This is a genomic window from Stenotrophomonas sp. RIT-551 (assembly GCF_026241915.1).
GTDB classification, from domain to species: domain Bacteria; phylum Pseudomonadota; class Gammaproteobacteria; order Xanthomonadales; family Xanthomonadaceae; genus Stenotrophomonas; species Stenotrophomonas bentonitica_A.
Genome location: NZ_JAPJIU010000001.1, coordinates 218,520 through 243,979 on the forward strand (window position 1 = coordinate 218,520; position 25,460 = coordinate 243,979).

General features: G+C 67.5%; 23 protein-coding genes and 1 pseudogene. 9 read left to right on the plus strand and 15 right to left on the minus strand.

Annotated features, from left to right (window positions below; genetic code table 11):
- Positions 1 to 15: 15 nt before the first annotated feature.
- On the minus strand, positions 16 to 1,524 hold the full coding sequence (locus ORK51_RS00895; protein WP_266083488.1) for a YifB family Mg chelatase-like AAA ATPase: 1,509 nt from the start codon (positions 1,522 to 1,524) through the stop codon (positions 16 to 18).
- A 159-nt stretch (positions 1,525 to 1,683) separates the two neighbouring features.
- Here ORK51_RS00895 and yidA point away from each other — a divergent pair, with 159 nt between their 5' ends.
- Entirely contained in the window at positions 1,684 to 2,523 is an 840-nt protein-coding gene (yidA, locus tag ORK51_RS00900; RefSeq protein WP_070426141.1) for a sugar-phosphatase, read from the plus strand.
- Between the two features lie 22 nt (positions 2,524 to 2,545).
- Here the strand turns inward: yidA and ubiK are convergent, their stop codons facing one another.
- Positions 2,546 to 2,806, minus strand: coding sequence for a ubiquinone biosynthesis accessory factor UbiK (gene ubiK / locus ORK51_RS00905; protein ID WP_266083490.1), 261 nt, complete (start codon positions 2,804 to 2,806; stop codon positions 2,546 to 2,548).
- A 126-nt stretch (positions 2,807 to 2,932) separates the two neighbouring features.
- On the opposite strand from ubiK, the gene ORK51_RS00910 reads away from it, so the two are divergent.
- Positions 2,933 to 3,271, plus strand: coding sequence for a P-II family nitrogen regulator (locus ORK51_RS00910; RefSeq protein ID WP_019185257.1), 339 nt, complete (start codon positions 2,933 to 2,935; stop codon positions 3,269 to 3,271).
- 39 nt (positions 3,272 to 3,310) lie between these two features.
- Here ORK51_RS00910 and ORK51_RS00915 read toward each other — a convergent pair whose 3' ends face one another.
- Entirely contained in the window at positions 3,311 to 3,964 is a 654-nt protein-coding gene (locus ORK51_RS00915) for an RIO1 family regulatory kinase/ATPase domain-containing protein (protein ID WP_070426140.1), read from the minus strand.
- A 476-nt stretch (positions 3,965 to 4,440) separates the two neighbouring features.
- Here ORK51_RS00915 and ORK51_RS00920 point away from each other — a divergent pair, with 476 nt between their 5' ends.
- The gene (locus ORK51_RS00920) at positions 4,441 to 5,346 is read left to right on the plus strand and encodes an aspartyl/asparaginyl beta-hydroxylase domain-containing protein (RefSeq protein WP_026070109.1); all 906 of its coding nucleotides are present in this window, start codon (positions 4,441 to 4,443) and stop codon (positions 5,344 to 5,346) included.
- Positions 5,347 to 5,437: 91 nt separating this feature from the next.
- Here ORK51_RS00920 and speE read toward each other — a convergent pair whose 3' ends face one another.
- Positions 5,438 to 6,292, minus strand: a complete 855-nt coding sequence (speE, locus tag ORK51_RS00925; RefSeq protein ID WP_266083496.1) for a polyamine aminopropyltransferase — start codon at positions 6,290 to 6,292, stop codon at positions 5,438 to 5,440.
- Positions 6,293 to 6,484: 192 nt separating this feature from the next.
- On the opposite strand from speE, the gene speA reads away from it, so the two are divergent.
- Positions 6,485 to 8,374: an arginine decarboxylase gene (speA, locus tag ORK51_RS00930; protein WP_070426138.1), complete on the plus strand. Its 1,890-nt coding sequence runs from the start codon at positions 6,485 to 6,487 to the stop codon at positions 8,372 to 8,374.
- A gap of 94 nt (positions 8,375 to 8,468) precedes the next feature.
- Positions 8,469 to 8,786, plus strand: a complete 318-nt coding sequence (locus ORK51_RS00935; RefSeq protein ID WP_070426137.1) for a DUF6122 family protein — start codon at positions 8,469 to 8,471, stop codon at positions 8,784 to 8,786.
- 147 nt (positions 8,787 to 8,933) lie between these two features.
- On the opposite strand, the gene ORK51_RS00940 is transcribed toward ORK51_RS00935, so the two are convergent.
- From ORK51_RS00940 to ORK51_RS00950, 3 genes are read right to left on the minus strand one after another with little or no spacing between them, the layout of a single operon-like run.
- A complete protein-coding gene (locus ORK51_RS00940) occupies positions 8,934 to 10,274 on the minus strand; it encodes a sensor histidine kinase (protein WP_266083499.1) in 1,341 nt (446 codons plus the stop codon).
- The gene (locus ORK51_RS00945) at positions 10,271 to 10,933 is read right to left on the minus strand and encodes a response regulator transcription factor (RefSeq protein ID WP_266083501.1); all 663 of its coding nucleotides are present in this window, start codon (positions 10,931 to 10,933) and stop codon (positions 10,271 to 10,273) included. The genes ORK51_RS00940 and ORK51_RS00945 overlap by 4 nt, the downstream gene beginning before the upstream one ends.
- A complete protein-coding gene (locus ORK51_RS00950) occupies positions 10,933 to 11,232 on the minus strand; it encodes a PepSY domain-containing protein (RefSeq protein WP_123729932.1) in 300 nt (99 codons plus the stop codon). The genes ORK51_RS00945 and ORK51_RS00950 overlap by 1 nt, the downstream gene beginning before the upstream one ends.
- A gap of 140 nt (positions 11,233 to 11,372) precedes the next feature.
- On the opposite strand from ORK51_RS00950, the gene ORK51_RS00955 reads away from it, so the two are divergent.
- On the plus strand, positions 11,373 to 11,807 hold the full coding sequence (locus ORK51_RS00955; protein ID WP_070426134.1) for a PepSY domain-containing protein: 435 nt from the start codon (positions 11,373 to 11,375) through the stop codon (positions 11,805 to 11,807).
- Positions 11,808 to 11,888: 81 nt separating this feature from the next.
- On the opposite strand, the gene ORK51_RS00960 is transcribed toward ORK51_RS00955, so the two are convergent.
- The 3 genes from ORK51_RS00960 to ORK51_RS00970 all read right to left on the minus strand — a co-directional run bounded on the left by ORK51_RS00960 (position 11,889) and on the right by ORK51_RS00970 (position 14,207).
- Entirely contained in the window at positions 11,889 to 12,395 is a 507-nt protein-coding gene (locus tag ORK51_RS00960) for a hypothetical protein (RefSeq protein ID WP_266083506.1), read from the minus strand.
- Between the two features lie 98 nt (positions 12,396 to 12,493).
- Positions 12,494 to 13,705: an NAD(P)/FAD-dependent oxidoreductase gene (locus ORK51_RS00965; RefSeq protein WP_261997959.1), complete on the minus strand. Its 1,212-nt coding sequence runs from the start codon at positions 13,703 to 13,705 to the stop codon at positions 12,494 to 12,496.
- A gap of 7 nt (positions 13,706 to 13,712) precedes the next feature.
- A complete protein-coding gene (locus ORK51_RS00970) occupies positions 13,713 to 14,207 on the minus strand; it encodes a lipocalin family protein (protein ID WP_046273045.1) in 495 nt (164 codons plus the stop codon).
- Between the two features lie 183 nt (positions 14,208 to 14,390).
- Here ORK51_RS00970 and ORK51_RS00975 point away from each other — a divergent pair, with 183 nt between their 5' ends.
- Both ORK51_RS00975 and ORK51_RS00980 read left to right on the plus strand, forming a co-directional pair.
- On the plus strand, positions 14,391 to 14,639 hold the full coding sequence (locus tag ORK51_RS00975; protein ID WP_026070111.1) for a hypothetical protein: 249 nt from the start codon (positions 14,391 to 14,393) through the stop codon (positions 14,637 to 14,639).
- Positions 14,640 to 14,758: 119 nt separating this feature from the next.
- Positions 14,759 to 17,173 carry a DUF3772 domain-containing protein gene (locus tag ORK51_RS00980; RefSeq protein WP_266083510.1) on the plus strand — a complete coding sequence of 805 codons (2,415 nt, stop codon included), beginning with the start codon at positions 14,759 to 14,761 and terminating at the stop codon, positions 17,171 to 17,173.
- Between the two features lie 231 nt (positions 17,174 to 17,404).
- Here the strand turns inward: ORK51_RS00980 and ORK51_RS00985 are convergent, their stop codons facing one another.
- Complete coding sequence (locus ORK51_RS00985) at positions 17,405 to 19,507, minus strand: phosphoglycerol transferase I (RefSeq protein ID WP_070426132.1); 2,103 nt, start codon at positions 19,505 to 19,507, stop codon at positions 17,405 to 17,407.
- Positions 19,508 to 19,791: 284 nt separating this feature from the next.
- A pseudogene (locus ORK51_RS00990) lies at positions 19,792 to 21,435 on the minus strand (ABC1 kinase family protein); the annotation flags it as partial.
- 178 nt (positions 21,436 to 21,613) lie between these two features.
- Here ORK51_RS00990 and ORK51_RS00995 point away from each other — a divergent pair.
- A complete protein-coding gene (locus ORK51_RS00995) occupies positions 21,614 to 22,525 on the plus strand; it encodes a DUF808 domain-containing protein (protein ID WP_019185274.1) in 912 nt (303 codons plus the stop codon).
- Between the two features lie 12 nt (positions 22,526 to 22,537).
- Here the strand turns inward: ORK51_RS00995 and ORK51_RS01000 are convergent, their stop codons facing one another.
- From ORK51_RS01000 to ORK51_RS01010, 3 genes are read right to left on the minus strand one after another with little or no spacing between them, the layout of a single operon-like run.
- Positions 22,538 to 23,197 carry a hypothetical protein gene (locus tag ORK51_RS01000; protein WP_266083512.1) on the minus strand — a complete coding sequence of 220 codons (660 nt, stop codon included), beginning with the start codon at positions 23,195 to 23,197 and terminating at the stop codon, positions 22,538 to 22,540.
- A gap of 10 nt (positions 23,198 to 23,207) precedes the next feature.
- On the minus strand, positions 23,208 to 23,732 hold the full coding sequence (locus ORK51_RS01005) for an RNA polymerase sigma factor (protein WP_080341516.1): 525 nt from the start codon (positions 23,730 to 23,732) through the stop codon (positions 23,208 to 23,210).
- A 45-nt stretch (positions 23,733 to 23,777) separates the two neighbouring features.
- On the minus strand, positions 23,778 to 25,340 hold the full coding sequence (locus tag ORK51_RS01010; protein ID WP_019185277.1) for a GGDEF domain-containing protein: 1,563 nt from the start codon (positions 25,338 to 25,340) through the stop codon (positions 23,778 to 23,780).
- Between the last annotated feature and the right edge of the window lie 120 nt (positions 25,341 to 25,460).

Genomic DNA, 25,460 nt, shown 5'->3' on the forward strand with positions numbered 1-25,460 from the left:
TCACTGAGCGTCGTCTCACCCACCGCCACCGCCACCTCGATCCAACTGCCGATACCCGATCGCCTCCGCCACATGCGCGGTCTCGATGTTCTGGGCATGCCCCAGATCCGCCAACGTCCGCGCCACCCGCAGGATGCGATGCATGGAGCGTGCTGACAGCTGCAGTCGCTCCACGGCATCCTCCAGGAGCTGCTGATCCTCCCGCGACAACCGGCAATGCGCGCTCAGCTCGAACGGCAGTAGTTGGGCGTTGGCCTTCCCACTGCGCAGCAGCTGCACGTCCCGCGCGGCCACCACCCGGGCGCGAACACTCGCGCTGTCTTCGCCCAGCGGCGCGTCATCGCGCAGCTCGCGCGGGTCCAGCCGCGGCACTTCCACATGCAGGTCGATGCGGTCCATCAAGGGCCCGGAAACCCGCCCCCGGTAACGCTGGATGACCTCTTCGCTGCAGAGACAGCGGCCACTGCGATCCCCCGCCCAGCCGCAAGGGCAGGGGTTCATCGCCGCAACCAGCTGGAACCGCGCGGGAAAGCGCTCCGTCCTTGCCGCGCGGCTGACCACGGCGACCCCGGATTCGATCGGCTCGCGCATGACCTCGAGCGCGTGCCGGCTCCACTCCGGGAGTTCGTCCAGGAACAACACCCCGTTGTGTGCCAGCGAGATCTCGCCTGGCCTGGGATGCGAGCCGCCGCCGATCAGCGCCACCGCGCTGGCGGTATGGTGCGGCGCTCTATAGGGCCGCTGCCGCCAGCGCCCCGCATCAATGCCCTGGCCGCTGCATGAGGCAATGGTCGCCGCTTCCAGGGCCTCGAGCTCGCTGGCCGCGGGCAGGATGCCGGGCAGACGCGACGCGAGCAGCGTCTTGCCGCAGCCCGGCGTGCCGAGCAGCAGCAGGTGGTGCCCGCCGGCCGCCGCGACTTCCAGCGCCCGGCGCGCCTGCAGCTGCCCGCGCACATCGCGCAGGTCGGGAATGCTGACCGGCACCGTGGCGGCGGCCACAGCCGGTGGCAGCGTGCCGCTTTCAAGGGCGCTGCAGACTTCCAGCAGCGTCTGGGCGATGCGTACGTCGGCATGTTGGGCCAACGCCGCCTCTTCACTGTTGGCGGCAGCTACGATCAGGCTCCGGCCGTCCCCGGCGGCTGCGATCGCGGCAGGCAGGACACCGTCGACACCGCGCAGCTCGCCGGTGAGGGCCAGTTCGCCCAGGAATTCGTACTTGTTCAGGGATTGCGCATCGATCTGGCCACTGGCGGCGAGGATGCCGAGCGCGATCGCCAGATCGAATCGGCCACCCTCCTTGGGCAGATCGGCCGGGGCCAGGTTGATGGTGATCCGCCGCTGCGGAAACTCGAACCGCGCGCAGATCAGCGCGGCGCGCACGCGGTCGCGCGATTCCCGCACGGCGGCAGCGGGCAGCCCGACGATCTGGGTGTGCGGCAACCCGCCGGACAGGAATACCTCGATGCGCACGGCGGGGGCTTTTACACCGGCGCGGGCACGGCTGTGCACCAGCGCGAGGCTCATGCGGTTGTTTCCGGGGTCTGCGGCATGCCGAACACAATGGCAGCACATGGATAGCCCCATCCATCAGCGCTTGCCGCGCCACGGGGTAGGCAAGCACCGCCACCGTATCCGGTACTGCCGCTAGACTGGATGCCCCCACGCACCACGCCGTCGAACACCATGGATATGCACCACCGCTCCGGTCCCATCGAACTGGTCGCCATCGACATGGACGGGACCCTGCTCGATCCCGCACACACGCTCACGCCCCGGGTCATGCAGGCCATCGCCCGCGCCCGCGCGCAGGGCGTGCAGGTGGTGCTGGCCAGCGGTCGCCCGGTGTCTGGCATGGCGCCGTTCCTGCAGCAGCTGGGTATCCAGGGCGAGCAGGATTACTGCATCGCCTGCAACGGCGCGCTGGTGCAGAACATCGGCAGCGGCCAGCGCGTGGTCGAGTTTCCGCTGAGCTTCGATGATTTCATCTTCTGCGAGCGGATTTCGCGCGAGCTGGGCATCCACTTCCAGGCGCTCGATGGCCGGCGCATGTACACGCCCAACCAGGACATCAGCCACTACACCGTGGCCGATTCGCACCTGTCGAACGTGCCACTGTCGTATCGCCGGGTCGAGGAGATGGACCCGGCCATGCAGTTCATCAAACTGATGATGATCGACGAACCCGCCGTGCTGGATGCCGCGATCCAACGCCTGCCCTCGGAACTGACCGACCGCTTCGCGGTGCTCAAGAGCGCGCCGTTCTTCCTCGAGGTGTTCGACCACCGGGCAGGGAAGGGGCCAAGCCTGGAGAAGCTGGCCGCCCATCTGGGCGTGGACCGGGCCAACGTGATGGCCGTGGGCGATCAGGAGAACGACCTGACCATGCTGCAGTTCGCCGGGACCAGCGTCGCCATGGGCAACGCGATTCCGGCGGTCAAGCAGACCGCACGCTTCGAGACGGCGACCAACGCCGAGGACGGCGTGGCGCTGGCGATCGAGCGGTTCGTGCTGCAGGATGCCTGACGCGCGTCAGCGCAAGCCCGGCTTACTCGCGCGGCGCAGCCGATCCACGCGCTTCCAGCTCGGCCACCGCCTTCTCCAGCGCCTCCAGCTTCTCGCGGGTGCGCAGCAGCACGGCGCGCTGCACGTCGAATTCCTCGCGGGTCACCAGGTCCAGCTTGCCCAGCCCGGCCTGCAGCGCGGTCTTGAAGGTGGCCTGCAGTTCTTCGCGCGACTGGCGCAGGCCCGGGGGGACCATGTCGCTCAGGCGGCGGGCGAGGTCATCGAGGTGGTTGAGGTCGATCATGGTGCGGCTCCGCGGGGTATGCGCCAAGGATAAGCCGCCACGCTGCCGGGGGCACTGACCGCGCGCATCGCGTTCACCGGCGGACAGGCGTTATCCTCGCAGCCTGAGAGACAGGAGTGCAGACGGATGAAGATGGTCATGGCGGTGGTCAAGCCGTTCAAGCTCGACGACGTGCGCGAAGCGCTGGCCGAGCGCGGCGTCACCGGGATCACGGTCACCGAGGTCAAGGGCTTCGGGCGGCAGAAAGGCCACACCGAGCTCTATCGCGGGGCGGAATACGTGGTCGATTTCCTGCCCAAGGTGAAGATCGAGGTGGCCGTCACCGACAGCCAGGTCGAGGAGGTGGTGGAAGCCATCGTCAAGGCCGCCGGCACCGGCAAGATCGGCGATGGCAAGGTGTTCGTGTACGACCTGGGCAGCGTGGTGCGCATCCGCACCGGTGAACTGGACGCCGACGCGCTGTAACGCACGCCGGCTTGCCCATGGGCGCATGGGCGCGCGCGGTCAGGCGTGGCCCTTGAACCAGCGGTAGAAGCGCTTCCAGGCTACGCGTACGCCGGCCACCCAGCGCGGGTCGGCCACCTGGGCGGCCTCGGAGGCGCTGGGGCGCTCGCCGGTCAGGCGCTGGCGCATCTTCAGCAGGTTCTTCATGTCGCTGCGGCGCAGCTGGCGCGAGACCGGGTGCACCGGCAGCCAGCGCGGGCTGCGCCAGGCCGAGGTGAAGTCCACCAGCACCGGCACGCCCCCGCTGACCATCACGTTGGTGCCATGCAGATCGTTGTGGGTGATGCCGGCGGCATGCAGGCGGGTGAGCGCGTACTGCAGCTGCTCGAAGACCTCGATGCCGACCGACTGGGCGGCGCTGAGGGTCTGGCCGGGAATGAATTCCATGCCCAGGGCGAGGCCACCGATGGTGCCAAGCAGGGCCGGCGCATGCTTCCAGCCACTCAGGCGCTGCAGGATGCGCGCTTCGCGGCGGACCAGCAGGCGCGCGATCGGCGACAGCGGGGTGCCGCGGTAACGGGTGTAATCCTTGACCACGGCCGGCTGCCCGTTGAGGCAGGTCCGGTAGACGTCGGGTTCCAGGAGGCGTTCGCCGCGCTTGAGCAGCTCGGCGGGGGCGGTGTCATCGACACACGAGGCAACGATTGTGTTCATAGGGGTCTGTGCGACCCGGCGGTCGGCGCAATGCGTCAGGCGTACCGGTGCTGCTTATGGTGGGGAACTAAAGATTTCGTTAATTTTAGTACTCGCCAGTACACGAATCCAGATGATGTCGGAGAAATGTCGTCGCCCGGCGTGGAACAGTTCGTCACGCTGAAGCGGACAATCTTGTATCGTTTAGAATAATTTCGTTCTATATCAGCGGGTTGCTGGCGATCACCGGGGAGTGCGGGGCAGGCAACGCTGCCGTGCGTCCAACGCAGCAGGCGGTTCCATGGGTCACCCGGCGCTGAACATCGCCCAGCCCGCGCTTGACCGCGACGCAGGCGCTGCGGACCATATGCTGTTGTTCGCGACATCGGCGGCCGCCCCTCTCCGGCACGTCCCCGCCCTCTGCCGCCGTATCGGTGCCGGTCACTTCCGTGCATCGCCCCCACCATTTCGGGTCCGGCTGTGCCGGAGGAAGACTGATGATCAAGATCGTGCTGGCAGGGCTGTTCATCGCCTGCGTGCTGTACATCCATTACCGCGGCAAGGTGCGCGCGCGCTGGTCGCGCCAGCTGCTGGACCACTCCAGCTTCATGGCCCCGATCAACGTGATCATGTATGCGTTCTCGAAGGTGCCGACCACGCCCTTCCTGGACCCGGGCAAGGAATTCCCGCAGCTCGAGCCGTTGCGCCAGAACTGGCAGATGATCCGCGACGAAGCGCTGGCCCTGCGCGATGCCGACAAGATCGCTGCCTCCAGCACGTTCAACGATGCGGGCTTCAATTCGTTCTTCCGCCGCGGCTGGAAGCGCTTCTACCTGAAGTGGTACGGCCCCTCGCACCCCTCGGCCAAGGCGCTGTGCCCGAAGACCACCGCGCTGCTGGAATCACTGCCGGACGTGCGCGCGGCGATGTTCGCCCAGCTGCCCTCGGGCAGCGAACTGCGCCCGCACCGCGATCCCTTCGCCGGCTCGCTGCGCCTGCACCTGGGCCTGGCCACGCCGAACGATGACGCCTGCTACATCGAAGTGGATGGCATCAAGAAGAGCTGGCGCGATGGCGAGTGGATGATGTTCGACGAGACCTACATCCACCACGCGCACAACGAGACGCCGGATGACCGGGTGATCCTGTTCTGCGATATCGCCCGCCCGCTGCGCTTCGGCCTGCCGGGCCTGTTCAACCGCGCGGTGGCCTCCACGCTGCTGGCTGGTGGTGCCTCGCCGAACCTGCCGGGTGACCCGACCGGTGGCGTCAACAAGGCCTTCGGCAGCGTCTACAAGGTGCGCCTGAAGGCCAAGGCGCTGCGCGAGCGCAGCGTGGTGGCCTACCAGGTGATCAAGTGGGGCCTGGTGGTGGCGGTGATTGCGGGTATCTGGGCGATCTGAATAACAAAAAACCCGCGCTGCTGCCAGCGCGGGTTTTTTGTTGCCGCATCACCTCCCGGTAGGTGCCGACCGTGGGTCGGCACGCCTCCGGTCAGCCCTTCAGGGCCGCCGCCACGAACGGCGGCGTCACCAGCACGCCGGTGTGCAGCGCGGCGGTGTAGTACAGCGTCTCGAACGCCTTGCCAGCCGAATCGGCCTGGCGGAAGTCGAAGCTGCTCTCGCCCTTGCGGGCCAGGGTGACGCTCCACCAGCCGGTCGGGTAGCACGGCTGCGGGAACGGCAGGGTCTTGAACGAACCGAAGCCGGCCTTGCCCATCTCGGTGCGCATTTCGTTGATCAGGTCCAGCTGCATCAGCGGCGACTCGGACTGCTGCACCAGGATGCCGTCGTCCTTCAGGGCCTTGAAGCAGCTCTCGTAGAACGCCTTGTTGAACAGGCCTTCGCCGGGGCCGACCGGATCGGTCGAATCCACGATCACCACGTCCACGCTGCCGGCCGGGCAGTTGGCCATGTAGGCCACGCCGTCGTCGAACATCAGCTCGGCGCGCGGGTCGTCATTGGAATCGCACAGCTCCGGGAAGTGCTTGCGGGCCATCACGGTGACCTGCTCATCGATGTCGCACTGGGTCACGCTCTCCACGCCGGTGTGCTTGAGCACTTCGCGCAGGGTGCCGCAGTCGCCGCCGCCGATGATCACCACGCGCTTGGGCGCGGCGTGGGTGAACAGCACCGGGTGGCTGATCATCTCGTGATAGAAGAAGTTGTCCTTGCTGGTCAACATGATGGCGCCATCGATGGTCATCAGGTTGCCCCAGTCGGTGGTCGCGAAGATCTCGATCTTCTGGAACGGCGACTGCACTTCATCCAGCTTGCCGGTCAGGCGGTAGCCGATGGCCGAGCCGGTGCGCTCGAAGTGTTCGATGTACCAGTTGTTGTTGTCAGTCATGGAGAAGCAGTCCTGTTCGGAAGGGTGGTGGAGCCGGGCTGGCGGCGGTGCCGCGTGGCGCAAGCCACGTCCGGACGGGTTGGCCCGTTCAGGTTTCAAGCCTGAGCACGGGCGCGGGCGCGCATGATAACGGAGCTGTCGCCACATAGGCGTTATCATGCACCCCCTTTTTTACCAACCAGGCCCACTGAAATGACCGATTGGTCCCTCGACCAAGCCCGCAAGACCTACTCGATTCCGCATTGGGCGGATGGTTACTTCGACGTGGATCAGGCAGGACACATGGTGGTGAGACCGACTGGCCAGGACGGCCCGGTGGTGTCCTTGCCCAAGATCGTGGACGCTGCCCGCGAGGCCGGCGCCAAGCTGCCGCTGCTGGTGCGCTTCCCGGACATCCTGGGCCAGCGCCTGGGCAAGCTGCAGGCCGCGTTCGCGCAGGCCCAGGCCGATTGGGAGTACCCGGGCGGCTACACCGCCGTGTACCCGATCAAGGTCAACCAGCACCGTGGCGTGGCCGGCACCCTGGCCAGCCACCACGGCGAGGGCTTCGGCCTGGAAGCGGGCAGCAAGCCCGAGCTGATGGCCGTGCTGGCGCTGTCGCGCCCGGGTGGTCTGATCGTCTGCAACGGCTACAAAGACCGCGAGTACATCCGCCTGGCCCTGATCGGCCGCAAGCTGGGCCTGCAGACCTTCATCGTCATCGAGAAGCCGTCCGAGCTGAAGCTGGTGCTGGAGGAATCCAAGGCGCTGGACGTGAAGCCGGGCCTCGGCGTGCGCATGCGCCTGGCCTCGCTGGGCGCGGGCAAGTGGCAGAACAGCGGCGGCGACAAGGCCAAGTTCGGCCTCTCGCCGCGCCAGCTGCTGGACCTGTGGAAATCGCTGCGCGATACCGAATATGCCGACTGCCTGAGCCTGCTGCACTTCCACATGGGCTCGCAGATCTCCAACGTGCGCGACATCGCCAACGGCATGCGCGAAGCCACCCGCTATTTCGTGGAACTGTCGCGCCTGGGCGCGAAGATCACCCACGTGGACGTCGGCGGTGGCCTGGGCGTGGATTACGAAGGCACCCGCTCGCGCAGCTTCTGCTCGATCAACTACGGCCTGAACTCCTACGCCAGCAACATCGTGCAGCCGCTGGCCAATGCCTGCGAAGAACATGGCCTGACCCCGCCGCGCATCGTCACCGAGTGCGGCCGCGCGATGACTGCGCACCACGCGGTGCTGATCGCCAACGTTTCCGAAGTGGAAGAGGCGCAGGAAGGCCGCGTGCCGGACCAGCACGACGACGAGCCGGCGGCGATCCGCCACCTGCGCGAGATCCATGCCGAGCTCGATGAGCGTCCGGCGGTGGAGCTGTTCCAGGAAGCGCAGCACTTCCATGCCGAAGGCCTTGCCAGCTATGCGCTGGGCCAGATCGACCTGCCGCAGCGCGCCCGCATCGACGACCTGTTCTACGCCATCGCCCACGCCGTGCGTGCGCGCCTGAGCTATGACGAGAAGAGCCATCGCCCGGCGCTGGACGAGTTGAACGAACGCCTGGTCGACAAGTACTTCGTCAACTTCAGCGTGTTCGAGTCGATTCCCGATGCGTGGGCGATCGACCAGGTGTTCCCGATCGTGCCGATCGAGCGCCTGAACGAGCAGCCCGAGCGCCGCGGCATCATCGCGGACATGACCTGCGATTCGGACGGCATGGTGAAAACCTATGTCGAGAACGAAAGCCTGGATACCTCGCTGCCGCTGCATGCGCTGAAGTCGGGCGAAAGCTACCGCATCGCGTTCTTCATGGTGGGCGCGTACCAGGAAATCCTGGGTGACATCCACAATCTGTTCGGCGACACGGATGCGGTGGAAGTGCTGGCCGATGCCGATGGCTATGCGATCACCCAGCAGCGCCGCGGTGACACCACCGATGTGATGCTCGACTACGTGGGCTACAGCCTGGCCGATCTGCGGGCGAGCTATGCCGAGCGCGTGGCGGCGGCGAAGCTCTCGCCCGAGCGCGCGCAGGAACTGTCCGAGGCACTGGAGGCCGGCCTGACCGGCTACACCTACCTGTCCGACGAGCCGCTGACGTAAGCCAGCGTTGACGGGTGACGGCCTACGGGCCGCACCCGGCTGTCCATAACGCCGGGCATTGCCCGGCGGTCTTTCCAAGGCACCCGACACCGGCATGAGCGCGCGCGCGATCTTTCATCTGTTCCTGCATGCGGCCGTCCCCGCGCTGCTGGCGTGGATGTTCTGGCGCAAGCGCTTCCTGTCCGCCTGGGTGCTGATGCTGCTGGGCTGGATCATCGATCTGGACCACCTGCTGGCCGATCCGATCTACGCCCCGAACCGCTGCAGCATCGGGTTCCATCCACTGCACACCGCCCCGGCGATCGCGGTGTATGCGGGGCTGTGCGTACCGAAGAAGACGCGCCTGTTCGGGATCGGGCTGATCATCCACATCGTGCTGGATGCCATTGATTGTTGGTGGATGCGCGCATGACAGGCAGGGGGGGCGCCGTGGAGAAGAACGCGTCGCCACGCGCCCGACTCCGACCGGTGTTCGTAGCAGGTGCTCTAATGCTGGCAAGCTTGCGCGCACCTGGGCGCGTTGGGGTGTTCGCGAAAAGCAGCCGACCAACGGTCGGCTCTACCGGGTGGCTGCTCCGCCCGCCGGCAACGTCAACGTCGCCTGCAACCCCGGCGCTGCATTGGCCAGGACCAGCGTGCCACCGTAGCTCTCGGCGATGTCGGCCACGATCGACAATCCCAGCCCGCTGCCCGACGCGCGCTCATCCAGCCGCACGCCGCGCTCCAGCACGCGCTCCAGCTGCGCTGGCGGAAGTCCCGGGCCATCATCGGCCACGGTGATGCGTAGCTGCGTGCTGTCCCGTGCCACGTCCACCCGCACCGCCTGCGCGGCCCACTTGCCGGCATTGTCGAGCAGGTTGCCGAGCATCTCTTCCAGATCCTCGCGCGCACCGGCGAACACGGCGGCATCCTCGCTGTCGCACGTGAAACGCAGCCCGCGCGCGGCATGCACGCGCTGCATCAGCCCGCACAGCGCGCTCACCACCGGCGCCACCGGCGTGCGCTGCTGGCTGTCCGCGCCCAGGCCTGCAGCGAGGTAACGATCGATGCTGGCCTGCATGCGCGCGGTCTCGCTGCGCAGGGTCTGGCGCCAGTCGCTGCCATCCCCCTCGGCTTCGGTGATGAGCACGGTCAGCGGTGTCTTCAGCGCATGCGCGAGGTCTTCGGCGCTGCGGCGGGCGCGCACCACCATGCGCTGGTGGTGATCGAGCAGCGCGTTGAGCTGGCCGGCCAGCGGCGCGACTTCCTTGACCAGGCCCTGCTGCGGGAAGCGCACGTTCTCGCCGTTGCGGACCTGCGCGGCGATGCGGCCCAGTTCGGCCAGCGGCCGCAGCCCGTAATGCACCTGGGTGACCAGTACGGCGAACCACAGTGCGATCAGCACGGCCAGGGCCAGTGCGGTGCGCTGCCGGAAACTGGCAACCTGGGCATCCAGCTGGCTGCGGTCGGTGGCGACCATGACGATCACCGGTGTGGCGGCGCGCGGCAGGGTCACCTGCTGGGCCAGCACGCGCAGTGATTGCTTCAACGGGCCGGTGGCATCGAAGGCCTGCGCCGGCCCCGGGTGCAGCGCGGTCGGGGCGGCCAGCGCGTCATCCCACAGCGAGCGCGATTGCCCAAGCGGGCGGCCCTGCGCGTCCAGCACCTGCCAGTAGTCGCCGGAGAACACGCGCCGGTAGCGCTCGTCGGCCAGGGTGTCGCGCCAGTGCAGCTGGCCGTTGGCATCGCTCTCGGCCAGTGCCAGCACTGCGATCAGGTCGTTGCCCAGGCGCTCGTCCATCGCGGTGCGTGCCGAGCGCTCGAACATCGCGCCGAGCCACCAGGTGGCCAGCGCGGAGACCAGGACCAGACCCAGGCCACCGGCCACCAGCAGGCGGGTGCGCAGCGAGCCGGTGGTCATGGCATCGCCGAGAGGCGGAAGCCCTGCCCGCGGTGGGTGTGGATCAACGCGCTGCCCAGCTTGCGGCGGATCCGCCCGATCAGCACGTCCAGCGTGTTGGAGTCCGGATCGAAGCCGTCCTCGTAGACGTTCTCGCCCAGCCGCGCGCGGCTCAGTACGGTATCGGGGTGATGCATGAAGTAACTGAGGATGCGGTGCTCCTGCGCGCTGAGCGCCAGCGGTGCACCGTCCAGTTCGAAGCGGCCGGCATTGACGTCCAGCACCAGTGGGCCGCACTGCAGGCGCGGATGCGCATGACCGGCGCTGCGGCGGATCAGGGCGCGCAGGCGCAGCAGCAGCTCTTCGGGCTGGAACGGCTTGGTCAGATAATCATCGGCGCCGGCATCGAAGCCGGCCAGTTTGTCGTGCCAGCGGGCGCGGGCGGTCAGTACCAGCACCGGGAAGTCCCGGCCCGCCTGGCGCCAGCGCTCGATCACGCTCAGCCCGTCCAGGCCCGGCAGGCCCAGATCGACCACGGCCGCGGCGATGTCTTCGATCTGGCCCTGGTACTCGGCATCCCGGCCCTCCGCACTGTGGATGACCACATAGCCGGCCTCTTCCAGCAGCGTCTGCAATCGGCTGGCGAGCAGGGCGTCATCTTCGGCGAGCAGCACGCGCATCAGTCTTTTTCCATCTTCAGCAGGCGGCCGGTGGCGGCATCGTAATCCAACTCCATCACCACGCCATCCGGGCCAAGGATCTCGATCTCGTACTTCCCGTCATCCAGTTCCACCTCGATCAACTTGCCGGGGTAGCGACGCAGCGCGTCGGCGACCACCTGCTCCAGCGGCACGAAGCGACCCTGGCGCACCGCTTGGCGCACGCTGTCCTGCTGGCGGCTGCCACCGTCGAGGACCCGCATCGGGTCCTGCGGGGCGAGGGTCAGCAGCAGGGGCAGCATCAGGGACAGGGCGGACATGCGGGCACACAGGCAAAGGGCAGGCCACCGGTATACCGGGGATGTCTAAACAGTATCTAACAGTGCCCCTCATGGTCCGGTTAGGCGCGGTGGCCAGACTGGCGGTGCCGGAATGGACCGGCGCCCCCTCAAGGATTCCCATGAAGACGATGATTGCCGCTACCGCCCTGGCCGCCGCCCTGTTCGCCACCCCGGCCTTCGCCGCCAACCTGTCCGCCGCCCAGGTGCAGGCCAAGCTCAGCGCGGCCGGCTACACCCAGGTGCACGAACTGGAGCACGATGATGGCGTGTGGGAGGCGGATGTGACCCGCAAGGACGGCACCGTCGATGAAGTGATCATCGATGACACCAAGGGTGAGATCTTCGACCCGCGCGATGGCCGCGCGCTGCTGGATGCCGGGCAGATCCTGGCGCTGGCCGGCAAGGCCGGGCTGACGCAGATCGAGTCGCTCGAGCGCGATGGCGCCACCTGGACGCTGGATGCACGCAATGCCCGCAACCAGCGCGTGGAAGTACGCATGAGCGGTCACGATGGCCGCGTACTGGCCAGCAAGCGCGATGGCTGGTGGGACTGATCCCGCCGCGTCACGGCGCACGGATGCACGAACGGCCGGGTTGCCCCGGCCGTCCGCGTGAGTGTCCCACCGCTGCAGCGCTTACCAGCGCGCCGGGTAATCCCAGTAGGCGGGCCCACGGCCGTAGCCGCCGTAGCCATCGAAACCGTCATAGCCGTACGGGCCGAAGAAGCCCGGGCCCTTGCCTTCGCTCACCCGGATGTTGACGTTGACGTTGCGCGTGTTGCCTTCGTCGGACGTGTAGTTCTTGCTCAGGTTGAGCTCGGCGGCGTTGTAATGGGTGTTGCCGAAATTCTTCGCGTAGCCGATGCCGGTGGTGACGCTGCCGTTGACCCGCAGTTTGTCGTCGGTCACGTGGGCGATGCCGTTGGCGGCCCGGTCGGTGGAACGCCGGCCGGTGCGGTCGCCGTAGAACGTGCCCGGCGGATCGCCGCGCAGGGACTGGTCGCTCAGGTACTGCAGCGGGGCGTCGGGGATGCTCAGGTCCAGCCCGGTGGAGGACTGCGGGCCGGTGGCGCCTGCGGCAGACTGGGCCAGCGCCACACCGGGCAGGGACAGGCACAGCAGCAGGGGAAGCAGGCGGATCATGAGAGGCTCCGGAGCAGACAGGCGGGACGGCCGACAGCGCTGACGCTAGCAGCCGTAGTTTGAATGATGCCTGTCATGGCGTGCGTTGCAAGGGGAACTCAGCCCAGGCGCTCAAATCCGAACAGCTCGGCCAGCGGATGCCGGCGGCGCTCGATCCGCGACCGCAGCAGCCCGGCGCCGATCATGGAGTAGGTGATGCCGTTGCCGCCGTAGGCCATCGCGAACAGCACCCGCGGCCCCCACTGTGGGTGTGGACCGAAGAAGGGCAGGCCATCGTGGGTCTCGGCGAAGGTGCCGCCCCAGGAGAAGGCCGGCTGCAGCGGCAGGTGCGGAAACAGCTTGGCGGTCTTCTTGAGCAGCTTGCCGGTCTTGCTCTCCACACGCCGGTCGCGCCGCGCCGGGAGATCGATGGCGTCGTCTTCGCCGCCGATCAGCAGCCGGTTGTCGCCGGTACTGCGCAGGTAGAGGTAGGGGCGCGCCGATTCCCAGGCCATCGTTTCGCGCAGCGGACCGAGCAGATCCGGGTGGATCGGGTCGGTGATGAAGGCGTAGCTGCTGCGGTTGCGGGCCACCGAGGGCTTCAACCAGCGCTGTCCGGCATAGCCGGTGGCCAGCACCACATGCCGGGCCCGGATGCGTGCACCGCCCAGCGTGGTGGCGGTGACGCCACGTGCGGTGGGGGTGAGCGTGTCGAGCACGGTGCGGTCGTAGACCCCGCAGCCACGCTTGTGCAGCCGCATCAGCAGGCGGTAGGTCAGCCGGTACGGATCGATGCGTGCGGCGAGCGCGCTGAGGATCGCCCCCGGCGCGCGGATGCCGTACTCGTCCGCGACGCTGTCGCTGTCCAGCCAGCGCACGTCGAAGCCGTGCCTGGCACGCAGCGCGCATTCTTCGGCCAGTACGGCCTGATGCCCGCGCTTGCTCGCGTAGTAGAGGCTGGCCATGCGATGGCAATCCACATCGCGGAACGGCGCGGCCACCTCGCAGATGGCCGGAATGGCATCGGCACACGCCTGGTAGGCCCGTACGGCGGCATCCTCGCCGTAGCGCTGGGCCAGATCGATCAGGTGGGTGTCGATCTCATACTGCAGCAGCGCGGTGCTGGCCGCCGTGCTGCCCCAGCCGATATCGCGCTGTTCGATCAGCGCCACGTCATGGCCGTGCGCGCACAGCTCGTCGGCGATCAGCGCACCGCTGATACCGCCACCGACCACCAGCACCTCGCAGTTCAGATCGTTTTCCAGTGGTGGAAACGCATGCATCAGGCCGTTGCGCACGGCCCAGAACGGGTAACCGCTCTTCAGATCCATTGCAGCCTCAGGCGGTGGGATGGCCGGTGTGCGGGGTCTGGATCAGCTCGGACAGGTCGAAGCCCTGCAGCCGCGCCTGCGCCAGATAATGCTCCTGCGTGGTGCGATCGAGCGTGGGGGTACGCGAGAGCAGCCACAGGTACTTGCGGTCCGGGCTGCCGACCAGCGAGACGCTGTAGTCCGGCGCGATCTGGATCACCCAGTAGTCGCCCTTGGTGAAGGGCAGCCAGCGCAGGCCCTTGGGCAGGAAGCTGACCTCCAGCCGCGCGGTGTCGTTATCGACCGGGCAGGCCTCACCGTCGGCTTCCTCGATCTCGTTGCCCATGCGGCAGCGGTTGACCACGGCGACATGGCCGTTGTCCTTCAGGCTGTAATGCGCGGACACATCGGTGCAGCCCTCCGGCTCGTGCTTCATGGGCAGGCGGGCGATCTCGTACCAGGTGCCCAGGTAACGCGGCAGCTTGAGATCGGGAACGGTCTTCAGGTCGGGATGTGTGGTCATGGGCAACGGCTGGTGGGAATGCGATCCCACGATGCCGGGCCTGCTGCCACGGCCGGGTGAAGCCGGGGCGAGTACGGCGTCGAGAACGCTGCGTTGTCGATGCGTCATGCTCCGGCCGCGTGGGCGGCGCTATGCTGGGCAGGGGCGCCATGAGCGCTTCTTTCAACAGCGATGGAGATGCGGATGTACCAGGTGATTCTGCTCAAGAGCGAAACCGGTTTTGCCCGCCAGCAGCGGGAGACCGCCGACGACGTGCTCGACCATGAGGGCGTGACCTATACCCTGCGTGCCGGGCCGCGGCAGCCGCTGCCGACCGATCATGCCTGGGACGAGATCGCGGTCTACGCGCCGGAGGAGATCACCGAAGAAGAGTTCCAGGACTGGTACGCGCGCCTGCAGCCGCAGGTCGAAGAGCTCCGCCTGAAGTACTGAGGGGGCCGCATACCTGTTCTGAACGGGGCCCGGTTTATAGTCGCGGGCAGGCGCGGTGGTCCGCGCGAACCGTTGGTGCTGGCGTGTCGCTTCGTCATTCTTCGTTTGTGGTGCGGTCGTTGTCGTGGCTGCTGCTGTTCGCCTGGCTCGGCGCCGCGCCAATCGCGCTGGCCCAGGCCGGCGACCCGGATCCGGACCCTGCCAAGCAGCTGGCCCAGGCCGAAAAAACCTTCCGGTCGATCAATGACGACCTGGAGGATGCGGCCACCACCGAGACCCTCAAGGCGTTGTCCGACCGCGCGCTGGCCGTCCAGCGCGATGCGGACGGCCTGCAGAGTGCACTGGACCCGCAGCTCAAGCAGGTGGACGCGCGCCTGTCGCAGCTGGGCGAGGTGGCCGAAGGGACGGTCGAGCCACCGGAGGTCAGCCGGCAGCGCAAGGCGCTGAACCAGCAGAAGGCCGACATCAACGCGCAGATCGCCCGCGCCAAGCTGCTTTCGGTGGACGCCAGGCAGCTCGGCGAGCGGATCGAGAAGATGCGGGTCACCCAGTTCAGCGAACAGCTGACCCGCAAGGTCGCCTCGCCGTTGTCGCCCGCGCTGTGGCGCAGCTTCGCCAAGGATGTGCCGGGCGATGTGGATCGCTTGGCGATCCTGTACCACATGGGCGTGGACGCCGCGCGCAAGGCGATCGCCCGGCACGGCTGGACCGCGCCGCTGATCGGCCTGGGCGTGGCGCTGGTGATGTTCTTCCCGCTGCGGCTGTGGCTGCGCGCGCTGGGCCGGCGCTTCGCTGCCTCCGAGCGCGCACCGGATGGCCGCCTGCGTCGCTCCGGGCTGGCGGTGTGGCTGCTGCTGGTCGGCACGCTGCTGCCCGGCCTGGCGGCGGTGGCACTGGTCGAGTCACTGGATGCGATCGGCGCGATCCCACCGCGCCTGCAGTCGGTGGCCCAGACCTTCGAAGTGGCCACCTTCGTGGCCGCCTTCATCGCTGCGCTCAGTGCCTGCCTGCTGGTGCCCAAGCGGCCGTCGTGGCGGCTGCTGTCGCTGGATGACAGCGCGGCCTGGCGGCTGCGCAAGTACGCCTGGGGCGCGGCCGGCCTGACCTGGCTGAGCATCATGCTGGTTGCCCTGGACCGCGCGGCACGTACCAGCGAAGTCACCACGGTGGCCGTGGATGGGCTGATCGCGCTCACGTACATGGCGTTGATCATCGCGATCCTGGTTTCGCTGGCGCGCATGCACAACCGCCAGGCGGCTGAAGCTGCCGAAGCCGAAGCGCGTGCCGATCCCCGCGCCGGTGGCGATGGCAAGGTACGCGGCGCGCCCCGCCGCAGCGGCTGGATCGTGCTCGCGCGCCTGGCCGGCCACATCGCCGTGGCAGCGGCGGTGATCGCCACGCTGCTGGGCTATCTCAACTTCGCGCTGTTCGTGGCCCAGCAACTGGTCTGGGGCGCGGTGGTGCTGATGGCCGTCTCGCTGCTGCTCAAGTTCGCCGATGACCTGGCCACCTGGGCACTCGCGCCCAGCAGCCGTGCCGGGCAGACCATCGTATTGACCACCGGGCTCAGCGAATCGCGGGTGGAGCAGGCCGGCGTACTGCTCTCGGCGGTGCTGCGCGTGGGCGTGATCGTGCTCGGCCTGCTGGCGCTGGCCGCACCGTTCGGCAACCTCAACGCCTTCCTCGGGGGATTGGATTCGCTGTCCGGCGGGCTGAAGATCGGCGAGACCACGCTCCGACCGAGCAGCGTGATGTACGCGGTGCTGGTGTTCCTGGTGGTCTGGGCGGTGATGCAGGCGTTCCAGCGCTGGCTGAGCGACACCTACCTGCCCAAGACCGAACTGGACGCCGGTGCACGCAACTCGATCAGCACCGTCACCCGCTACCTCGGCATCATCGCCGCAGTGCTGTGGGGCCTGACCGCGCTGGGCATCGGCTTCGAGAAGCTGGCCCTGGTGGTCAGTGCGCTGTCGGTGGGTATCGGCTTCGGCCTGCAGGCGATCACCCAGAACTTCGTCTCGGGCCTGATCCTGCTGGCCGAGCGGCCGGTCAAGATCGGCGACTGGGTCAAGCTGGGCGACCAGGAAGGGGATATCAAGCGGATCAGCGTGCGTTCGACCGAGATCCAGGTCGGCGACAAATCCACCTTGATCGTGCCCAACTCCGAGCTGATCACCAAGACCATCCGCAACATGACGATGGGCAACGCGCAGGGCCGGATCCAGATCCAGTTCTCGGTGCCGTTGAACACCGACGTGGCTGCGCTGCGGCAGATCCTGCTGGATGCATACACCGATCACCCGGGCGTGCTGAGTGACCCGGCACCGTCGGTGTTCATCGATTCGATCGCCAATGGGCAGATCGCGATCAACAGTTTTGCCTACGTCTCGGGTCCGCGTGCGGTGTACGGCGCACGCAGCGAGCTGTATTTCACGATGCTGCAGAAGTTTGCCGCCGCCGGGATCGCGTTGTCCGCACCGACGGATATCCATCTGGTACGTGACCCGGCGGCAACGCAGGACCCCGACGCATAACAAGGCTGTAGGTACCGGCCGTTGGCCGGTACCGCCCTGATCCAGACAGCGCCGGCCGCCGGCAGCGCCCTGATCCAGATAGTGCCGGCCGCTGGCCGGCAGCTGCACGAGGCAGAGAGAACCGGGAGCCGGCCAGCGGCCGGCACTACCGATACGACCAGCGGACCTGCTACGGACAGCGGACCCGATACGAACGACGGACCGCCCCCGATGCCCGGCGGGAGGGCCGGATCAGCCGCGGTTGCCGCGGCGCGAAGGCACCAGCGCGAAGGTATCCACGGCCAGCTTCTCGGCGTGGTTCAACCAGGCGCGCACTTCCAGATCATCCACCTCGTGGTCCAGGCCGAAGCTCAGGTTGATGCGGCCTTCGGCATCGGGCTGCACCCACTGCTGGGCCACCACCACCTTGCGCTGCGAGGAGACGGCTTCGATCCAGAAGCCACGGTCCGGCGACTGCTTGGTCACCAGCTGCACCATGTACTGCCCGGCGCGGGTGCGGCGGCCCTTCTGCGTGATCATGTGCGCCTGGCGGATGCTCGGGCGCGGGCCGTTGAACGGATCCAGCGGACCATCCACCGCCACGCCACCGCGCAGCTGGTCATCACGGAAGAGCTTGATGCCCTTGTCCTGGTTGACCAGCATCGCGCACCAGTCACCATCGGCCGAGCCATCCTCGAACGCAGTGCAGCGATCCACGTAGGCCAGCGTATTGGACGGGTCGGCCAGATCGAACTGCTTGGAGGTGTTCTCCAGATACACCGACTTCAGATCCCAATGCTTGTCGTACTCCAGCAGCACCGGCGGCTGCACGTGCTGCAGGCCGATCACCACCTGGTTGTCGTCATCGATGCGCAGCTGGCGGGTCTTGTCGCCCAGCCACAGCGAGCGCGAGAACGCGAGGTAGCGCGGGTAGTCCTTGCCGTTGTCGCGGAACACCGCGGCGCTGGCACTGTCCGAACGCTCCGGATGCAGCAGCGAGCGGCCGAAGCCGATCGAATCGATGGCCGGGTCGATCAGGCTCAGCAGCGTGGCGCCCGAGTCCAGCGTCGAGCCGGCCGGCGCGGTCAGCTGGCGCGGGGCGATGTCCTTGCCCAGGAACAGCAACAGGTTCTCGCGATCCTGCTTGGCCAGGATGTGGCTGAGATCGTTGGGCATGGCCAGGTGATCGGAGGCGATCACGATCAACGTGTCTTCGCCGTACGGACTGGCCTGGATACGATCGACCAGTTTGGCGATCAGCCCGTCGGTGCACTTGAGTGCATTGAGCATGCCGATGTTGCCGTGCTCGCTCTGGTAACGGGTGCCTTTGCAGGCCACGGGGAGGTGACCGGCGGGATGATGGGTGTCCATGGTCAGCGTGGTGAGCATGAACGGCTCGCCCTTGCGCGAGAGCTGCACGAAGCGGTCGTACGCCTTGTCCAGCAGCACATCATCATGCACGCCCCACGGCGAGAAATGCGCGCGCGTGATCTTCTGCTTCTTGAACCAGGCCAGATCATCCACGGTATCGAAGCCGTGCGTGGCCAGGAACTGGCCCTTGCCCGCGAATTGGCCGTTGGCGCCGCCCAGATAGTGGTTGGTGTAGCCCTGCTGCTTGAGGTAATCGCCCAGGCAGACCGCTTCGGGCAGGAAGCTGCCCATGCGCCCCATGCTGTTCTCATCTTCCTTGGCGGTGGTCAACGGCACGCCGCACATCGAGGAGACCAGGCCGGCGATGGTCCAGCCACCGCCTTCGGCCGAGACCAGCCCGCGCACGTCCAGCGACTGCGCGGCCAGCCGGTTGATGTTGGGCATCAGGTCGGGGAAGGTGGTTTCATTGAGATAGGTGCGTTCCAGGCTTTCGCCGTAGATCCACACGATGTTGCGCGGCTTGGTCAGCGGCTGCTGCGGCACGCGGTACTCGGCCTTGACCATGCTGTAGTCGACCGGGCGCATCTGCTGGTACAGGCGCTGGCCATCGCTGTAGAGCGGGCTGACCACGATCGCGACGAACCACATCGCCAGGAAGCCGGCGAAGACTGCCTTGCCGTGTGCGGGCCGGTGCCGGCGACGCAGGCGTGCCAGCAGCAAGGGGGTGAGCGAGACCAGCGCCAGTGCGATGAAGCCGGCGATGTAGTGCTTGAAGTCGGCGATGCCGGCGCCTTCCATGTCCGCGCCAAGGTGGTACAGGGTGGCGGCATTGAGGCCATCACCGGACAACTTGTTGATCAACCACCACGCACTGAGGGTCAGCAGCAGCAATGACATCAGGCTTGCCTTCCACCACACCCACTTGTCAGATGCGAGGAACAGCCAGGTGAGCAGCAACAGTGACAGCAGCAGGATCCAGAGCATAAGCACTTTTGGCAGTGGAGACAGGTGGTGATGGACGTCATGACGACGTATGTCCCATCCGACCGGCTGTCCCAACCACACATGCATGACAAGCCGATGACCCGATCATGCCTGCACGAACCTGACTGAAATGTTTGTTGAAAACGACAGCGGGATTCAGGCATCGCATTGCGGGATGCGACGTAAAACAGGCGTGAAGACGTACGCACGATGCTGCATTGCATCGCGCGTTCCGCGGTGTGTTTTACCGGTTGTCTGAATGCGTGAAGCGCGTGGTGAGCGCGTCAACGATGCCCGCGTTCTTCCTTGGAGCGCGCACGACGATCGAAGATCAGCGCACTGAGGATGATGCCCAATCCGAGGAAGACACCGATCAACATCAAGGTGAACGCGATGGCGGGATACCCGAACAGATGCCATCCGGTATCGACCTTCATCATCATCGCCGCGGCCAGTATCAGCGCGGCGGTGACGATGCCGGCAGAGACGCGGTTGGCGATCTTCTGCAGGTTCTCCATCAGGCGGGATTCTTCCAGCCCGGTGACCTTCATCTGCAGGCGGTTCTCGGCCAGCAGCGCGAGGATGTCGGTCATCTTGCGTGGCCCATCGCGCAGCAACTGCTGCATCTCCATCGCCTCGCTGGCGAGGTTGGCGGCCGACAGCGATTTCTTCAGGCGCGCGCGCATCACGTGCTGCAGCTGTTTCTCCACGATGCGCCGGGTATCCAGGTCCGGCGACAGCAGCCGGCACACGGTTTCCAGATTCAACAGCGCCTTGCCCAGCAGGCTCAGCTCCGGCGGGGTGCGCAGGCCGCTGGCGGTGGCGATGCGCACCAGGTCCAGCACCACGCGGCCTTCGGAGAAGCTGCTGTTGGCGGCATAGCGCGCGATGATCTGCCCGGTCTCGCGCAGATAGCGTTCTTCGTCGAAGAACTCCAGCCGCGTGCTGATGCCGATGATTTCATCGGCGACTTCCTCACCGCGCCCATCCACCGCGGCGAACAGCAGTTTGAGCAGACGCTCGCGCAGGCGCGGCGGCATGTGCGCGACCATGCCCAGGTCGAAGATCGCCAGTCGACCGGCCGGGGTGACACGCAGATTGCCGGGATGCGGATCGGCATGGATCTCGCCATGCACGAAGATCTGGTCGACATAGCCGCGGATCAGCGCGGCCGCCAGTGGGGCCATCGGCTGCTCGGTACGGCGCACATCGGGGATCATGTCCACGCGCACGCCCTGCGCCAGCTCCATGGTCAGCACGCGGTGGCTGCAGTAGTCCCAGATAGGCTGTGGCACCCACAGCGGCTTGAACGGCTTGAGATGCTGGCCGAAGCGCTGCAGGTTCTCGGCCTCGGCCTGGTAGTCCAGCTCCTGCATCAGGGTCTTGGCGAATTCATTGAGCCAGTCGCGCAGGCGCACGCGGCGTCCGACCTGGGTGAGATGGTCGGCGGCCAGCGCAAAGCTGCGCAGCACGTCCAGATCCGAGTGCAGCTGGGCGGCGACCTCCGGCTTCTGCACCTTGACCGCCACCTGGCGGCCATCGTGAAGCTCGGCGCGGTGCACCTGGGCGATCGAGGCGCAGCCCAGCGGCACCGGGTCGAAGCTGGCAAACAGCTTGGACACCGACGCGCCCAGTTCCTTTTCGATGATCGCCGCGACGCGCTCGACCGGGATGGGCGCAACGTTCTCCTGCATGCGCTCCAGGGCCGTGGCGAACTCCACCGGCACCATGTCCGGGCGGGTGGAGAGCATCTGGCCCAGCTTGACGAAGGTCGGCCCCAGCGATTCCAGGTCGGTGACGAACTGTTCCGGGTTGCCCTCCGGTGGCACATCGTGGACCGCGCCTGCGTCCAGGTTCATGCCGGAAAACACGCCGGAATTACGGTAGCGCAACAGCAGGCGCAGGATCTGGCTGCGGCGGTTCATGCCCTTGACCAGCGACGGCGAACCGGGAAGGACGGGCGTGGTGTTCAAGCAGGACTCCGGGGCGACGATCACCGGCAGTGTGGCCGGGCGGCAGTGGTGGACTGGTGAATCCGCTCCGGCTACCGCGACAGGGGTCGGATCGGTCAGAATCGGCGCTCCCGCTTCCTCCTTTGGATCCACCATGGCCGGTGCCAGTCTGTTCGCGTTGCTCGATGACATTGCGTCCCTGCTGGACGATGTGTCGGTGCTGACCAAGGTCGCGGCCAAGAAAACCGCCGGCGTGCTCGGCGACGACCTCGCGCTGAACGCGCAGCAGGTGACCGGGGTCAGTGCCAACCGCGAGCTGCCGGTGGTCTGGGCCGTCGCCAAGGGCTCGCTGGTCAACAAGGCGATCCTGGTGCCGGCCGCGCTGGCGATCAGCGCCTGGCTGCCCTGGGCGATCACCCCGCTGATGATGATCGGCGGCGCGTTCCTCTGCTACGAGGGCGTGGAGAAGCTGGCGCACCGCTTCCTGCATTCGCGCGACGAGGATGAGCAGCGCAAGGCCGAGCGGGCCAAGGCCCTGGCCGACGAGAAGGTGGACATGGTCGCGTGGGAGAAGGACAAGGTGAAGGGCGCGATCCGCACCGATTTCATTCTGTCGGCGGAGATCATCGTGCTGTCGCTGGGCGTGGTCTCCAGTGCACCGTTCCTCAACCAGGTCAGCGCGCTGGTGGTGATCGCCCTGGCGATGACGGTGTTCGTCTACGGTCTGGTCGCCGGCATCGTCAAGCTGGACGACCTGGGCCTGTACCTGTCGCGCAAGGGCGCGGCGCTGGCCGCAGTGGGCCGGGGCCTGCTGGTGGCTGCACCGTGGCTGATGAAGTTCCTCTCGGTGGCCGGCACCGCGGCGATGTTCCTGGTCGGCGGCGGCATCCTGGTGCACAGCATCGAACCGCTGCACCACGCCATCCTGGAGATGGGCGGTGACGGCAGCTGGGGCTGGTTGATCAATGCGCTGGGCAACGTGATCGTCGGCGTGGTGATCGGTGCGGTGGTGCTGGCGGCGGTGACCGGGTTCCAGAAGCTGCGCGGGACCAAGCCCGCGCACTGACGGCCGGCCGGTTCAGGTCGGCGTCCAGCCGCTCAGGGCGTTCAGCTCGGCGCGGGCGCGGGCCAGCCGGCGCCCGGACAGCGCGTCGATTGCGCGCTGCAGCCACGGCGACGCCGGTGCGTGCTGCACCCAGCGGCGGGCAAGGAGCACCGCGGCCAGCATGGCCAGCGCCCCCGCCGCCAGCGAGGCCAGCAGCCACGGTGCGGCCAGGGCCCCCAGGTCCACCCCCCAGGCCTGCCAGGCCACCAGGACCGGCACCGCCAGCCACAGCCAGCACCACGGCAGGCCGAGCAGCAGCTCGGTCAATGCGGTGTGCCGGGCGAGCGCGGCCAGCTGCTGCGATTGCTCCACCACCGTGTGTGTCGGCCCCAGCTGCCGGCGGCGATGCAGGCGGGTGATGCTGGCGATGATCACCGCGATGCAATAGGCGTGCAGCGCCATCGCGCTGAGCATCACCGCCAGCGGCGGTTGCTGCCACCACTGGCTCCCGCAGTACACCGCCAATGCCAGCCAGGCCACCAGCTGCAGCCCCTGACAGAGGCTGAAGCGCCCGAGTTGGCGCTGCACCGCGCGGTGCCGATGGCTGCGCCATGCCTCCAGCGCGAAGGTCTCCTGCGCATCCGCGTGCTGGCTGGTGCTGTTCCACAGCTGCTTGAGGTCATCCGGTTGCATGGTGGGGCTCTCAGTCGGTGGGGTTCAGGCGCGTGCGCAGCTGCTGGCGCAGGCGGTGCAGGCGGGTAGAGACATTGGCGACGCTGATGCCCAGCACTTCAGCGATCTGCCGATGGTCGTGATCGTCCAGGTGCAGCAGCATCAGCGCACGATCCAGCGGCGGCAGCGCGTGGATGGCGACCTCCAGCTGGTGCAGCGCGTGACGCTGCTCGGGCGGCGCGCTTTCGTCGGCGGCGGGCAGGTCATCGTCCAGCGCGGCGTGGTGGCGCTGCCGATGCTGCTGCCGGCGCCATTGCGAGATCGCCACGTTGAGCGCCACCCGGTACAGCCAGGTCGAGAAACGCGCCCGCGCCGGGTCGAACGCCTCGAAGGCCGCCCAGGCCTGCACGCTGATCTCCTGGACCAGATCCAGCCGATCCTCGTGCTGCGGGCAATAGCCGCGCGCCACCTTCAGCACGATGCCGCGGTGCTGCTCCAGCAGCGCGGCGAAGCGCGGGCGCAGATCGGTGTCGGTGGCGGGCAGTGTCATGTCCATACCCGGATGATTCGCGCCGCTGCGCCGAATATCACAGGCGCAGGCTCAGCGCGGTGGCTCGGCCGCCAGTACCCGGTTCTTGCCGACCCGCTTGGCCGCATACAGCGACGCATCGGCGCGCCGCAGCAGCGCCTCGGCCGGCTCGCCCGGTTGCCACTGCGCCAGCCCGGCACTGAAATGCACCGGCACGCGCTGTTCGTCCAGCGGCAGCGGCCGCTGTGCCAATGAGCGCTGCAGCCGCAGCAGGGTGGACATGCTGTCGGCCGCCGGGGTTTCCGGCAGCAGCAGGACGAACTCGTCGCCACCGAGCCGGGCGATGGCATCGCTGCTGCGCAGGTGCAGCTGGCAGACGCTCACCAGGTGGCGGAGTACCGCATCGCCACCGGCATGGCCGTGCAGGGTGTTGGTCTGGTGGAAATCGTCCAGGTCGAGCAGCGCCAGCGCCAGTGGATGGCCGTGGCGTGCGGCGCGCGCCAGCTCGCGCTCCAGCAGCTCGTCCAGACCGCGCCGGTTGAGCGCACCAGTCAGCGGGTCGGTACGGATCAAGCCGGACACCTCGCGCAGCTCCTGCTCCAGTTCGGCGATGCGCTGTTCGGCCTGTTCCACTTCGCGGCGTGCATTGCCCAGGTGGTCGCGCGCCTGCAGCGCCTGGTCCTGCACGCGCCCGGTGTCCTGCAGCACATCCTGCAGCAGCTGGTTGAGGTCGGCGATGCTGCGCGCTTCCTTCAGGGCCAGCGCGTAGCTGCTGATCCGGTCGTGGTATTCGCCGGTGCTCACCGCCATGCCGTCCAGGCGCTCGATGAAGCCACCCATGACGTTCTTCATCGCCGCCTTGGATTCGACGATGCCCTGCTTGAGCAGCCCCTGCTTGTAGATCACCTCGCGCAGGTTGGCGCGCGCCTGTTCGACCGAATCGCGATCCAGCGGGCCGCCGATCAGCGAACGCACCGCATGGACCTGGCCGTGCAGCCAGCTGCTGTCATCCAGCAGCTCGCTGATGTTGTCCAACAGCAGATCGAACAGACTCAGCAGCAGCTCCTGCTGCTCCTGCCAGCCGTCGCTGCGCACGCCGATCTGGTGCGAGAGCTCGCGCAGCCGCTGTTCGATCGGCTGCAGCGGCTGGCCCGGATGCCAGTGGCGCAGTTCACCGGCCAGCTGCACCGGCTCCTCGCGCAGCTCGGGCATGTTCTGCAGCAGGCTGGCCACGGTCACCCCGACGGTGTGCCGCAGCAGCTCGCGCAGGCGCAGGCTGTCAGGCTGGCCGTCGGGCGTTTCCTGCTCGATGGTGCGGATGTACTTGTCGATCAGCTGGCGCATCGCCCGGCCATAGCTCACCCAGTCCGCGCTGCGCTGCGCCGACTGCAGGCGCAGGCCCATGTCGCCCAGTTCGCCGGGCAGGGTGGACATGCCATTGGCGAACGCAGCCAGCAGCGGCTCGGGTGCATCGATGCCGGCGAACAGCCGCTGCAGCATCGCGCTGCTGCCGCCTTTGGGCCCGGGCGCCGGCTCGCTGGCGGTCTCCACCCCGGTGCCCACGCTCTGTCGCCGCGACAGCAGCCGCCCGACGGCGGTGCCGGGGCGGGGGGAAGCGTCGTGCGGGTCCGTCATGCGGCAGGTCCTTGGCAGTGACCGGCGAGGTGCGCCGGGGCGAGGGGAGGTGGCAACAGTATCGGCGCGGGGCACGCCGGCTTGAACGCGGGGCCCGCGACGCCCGATATGCCACGATGG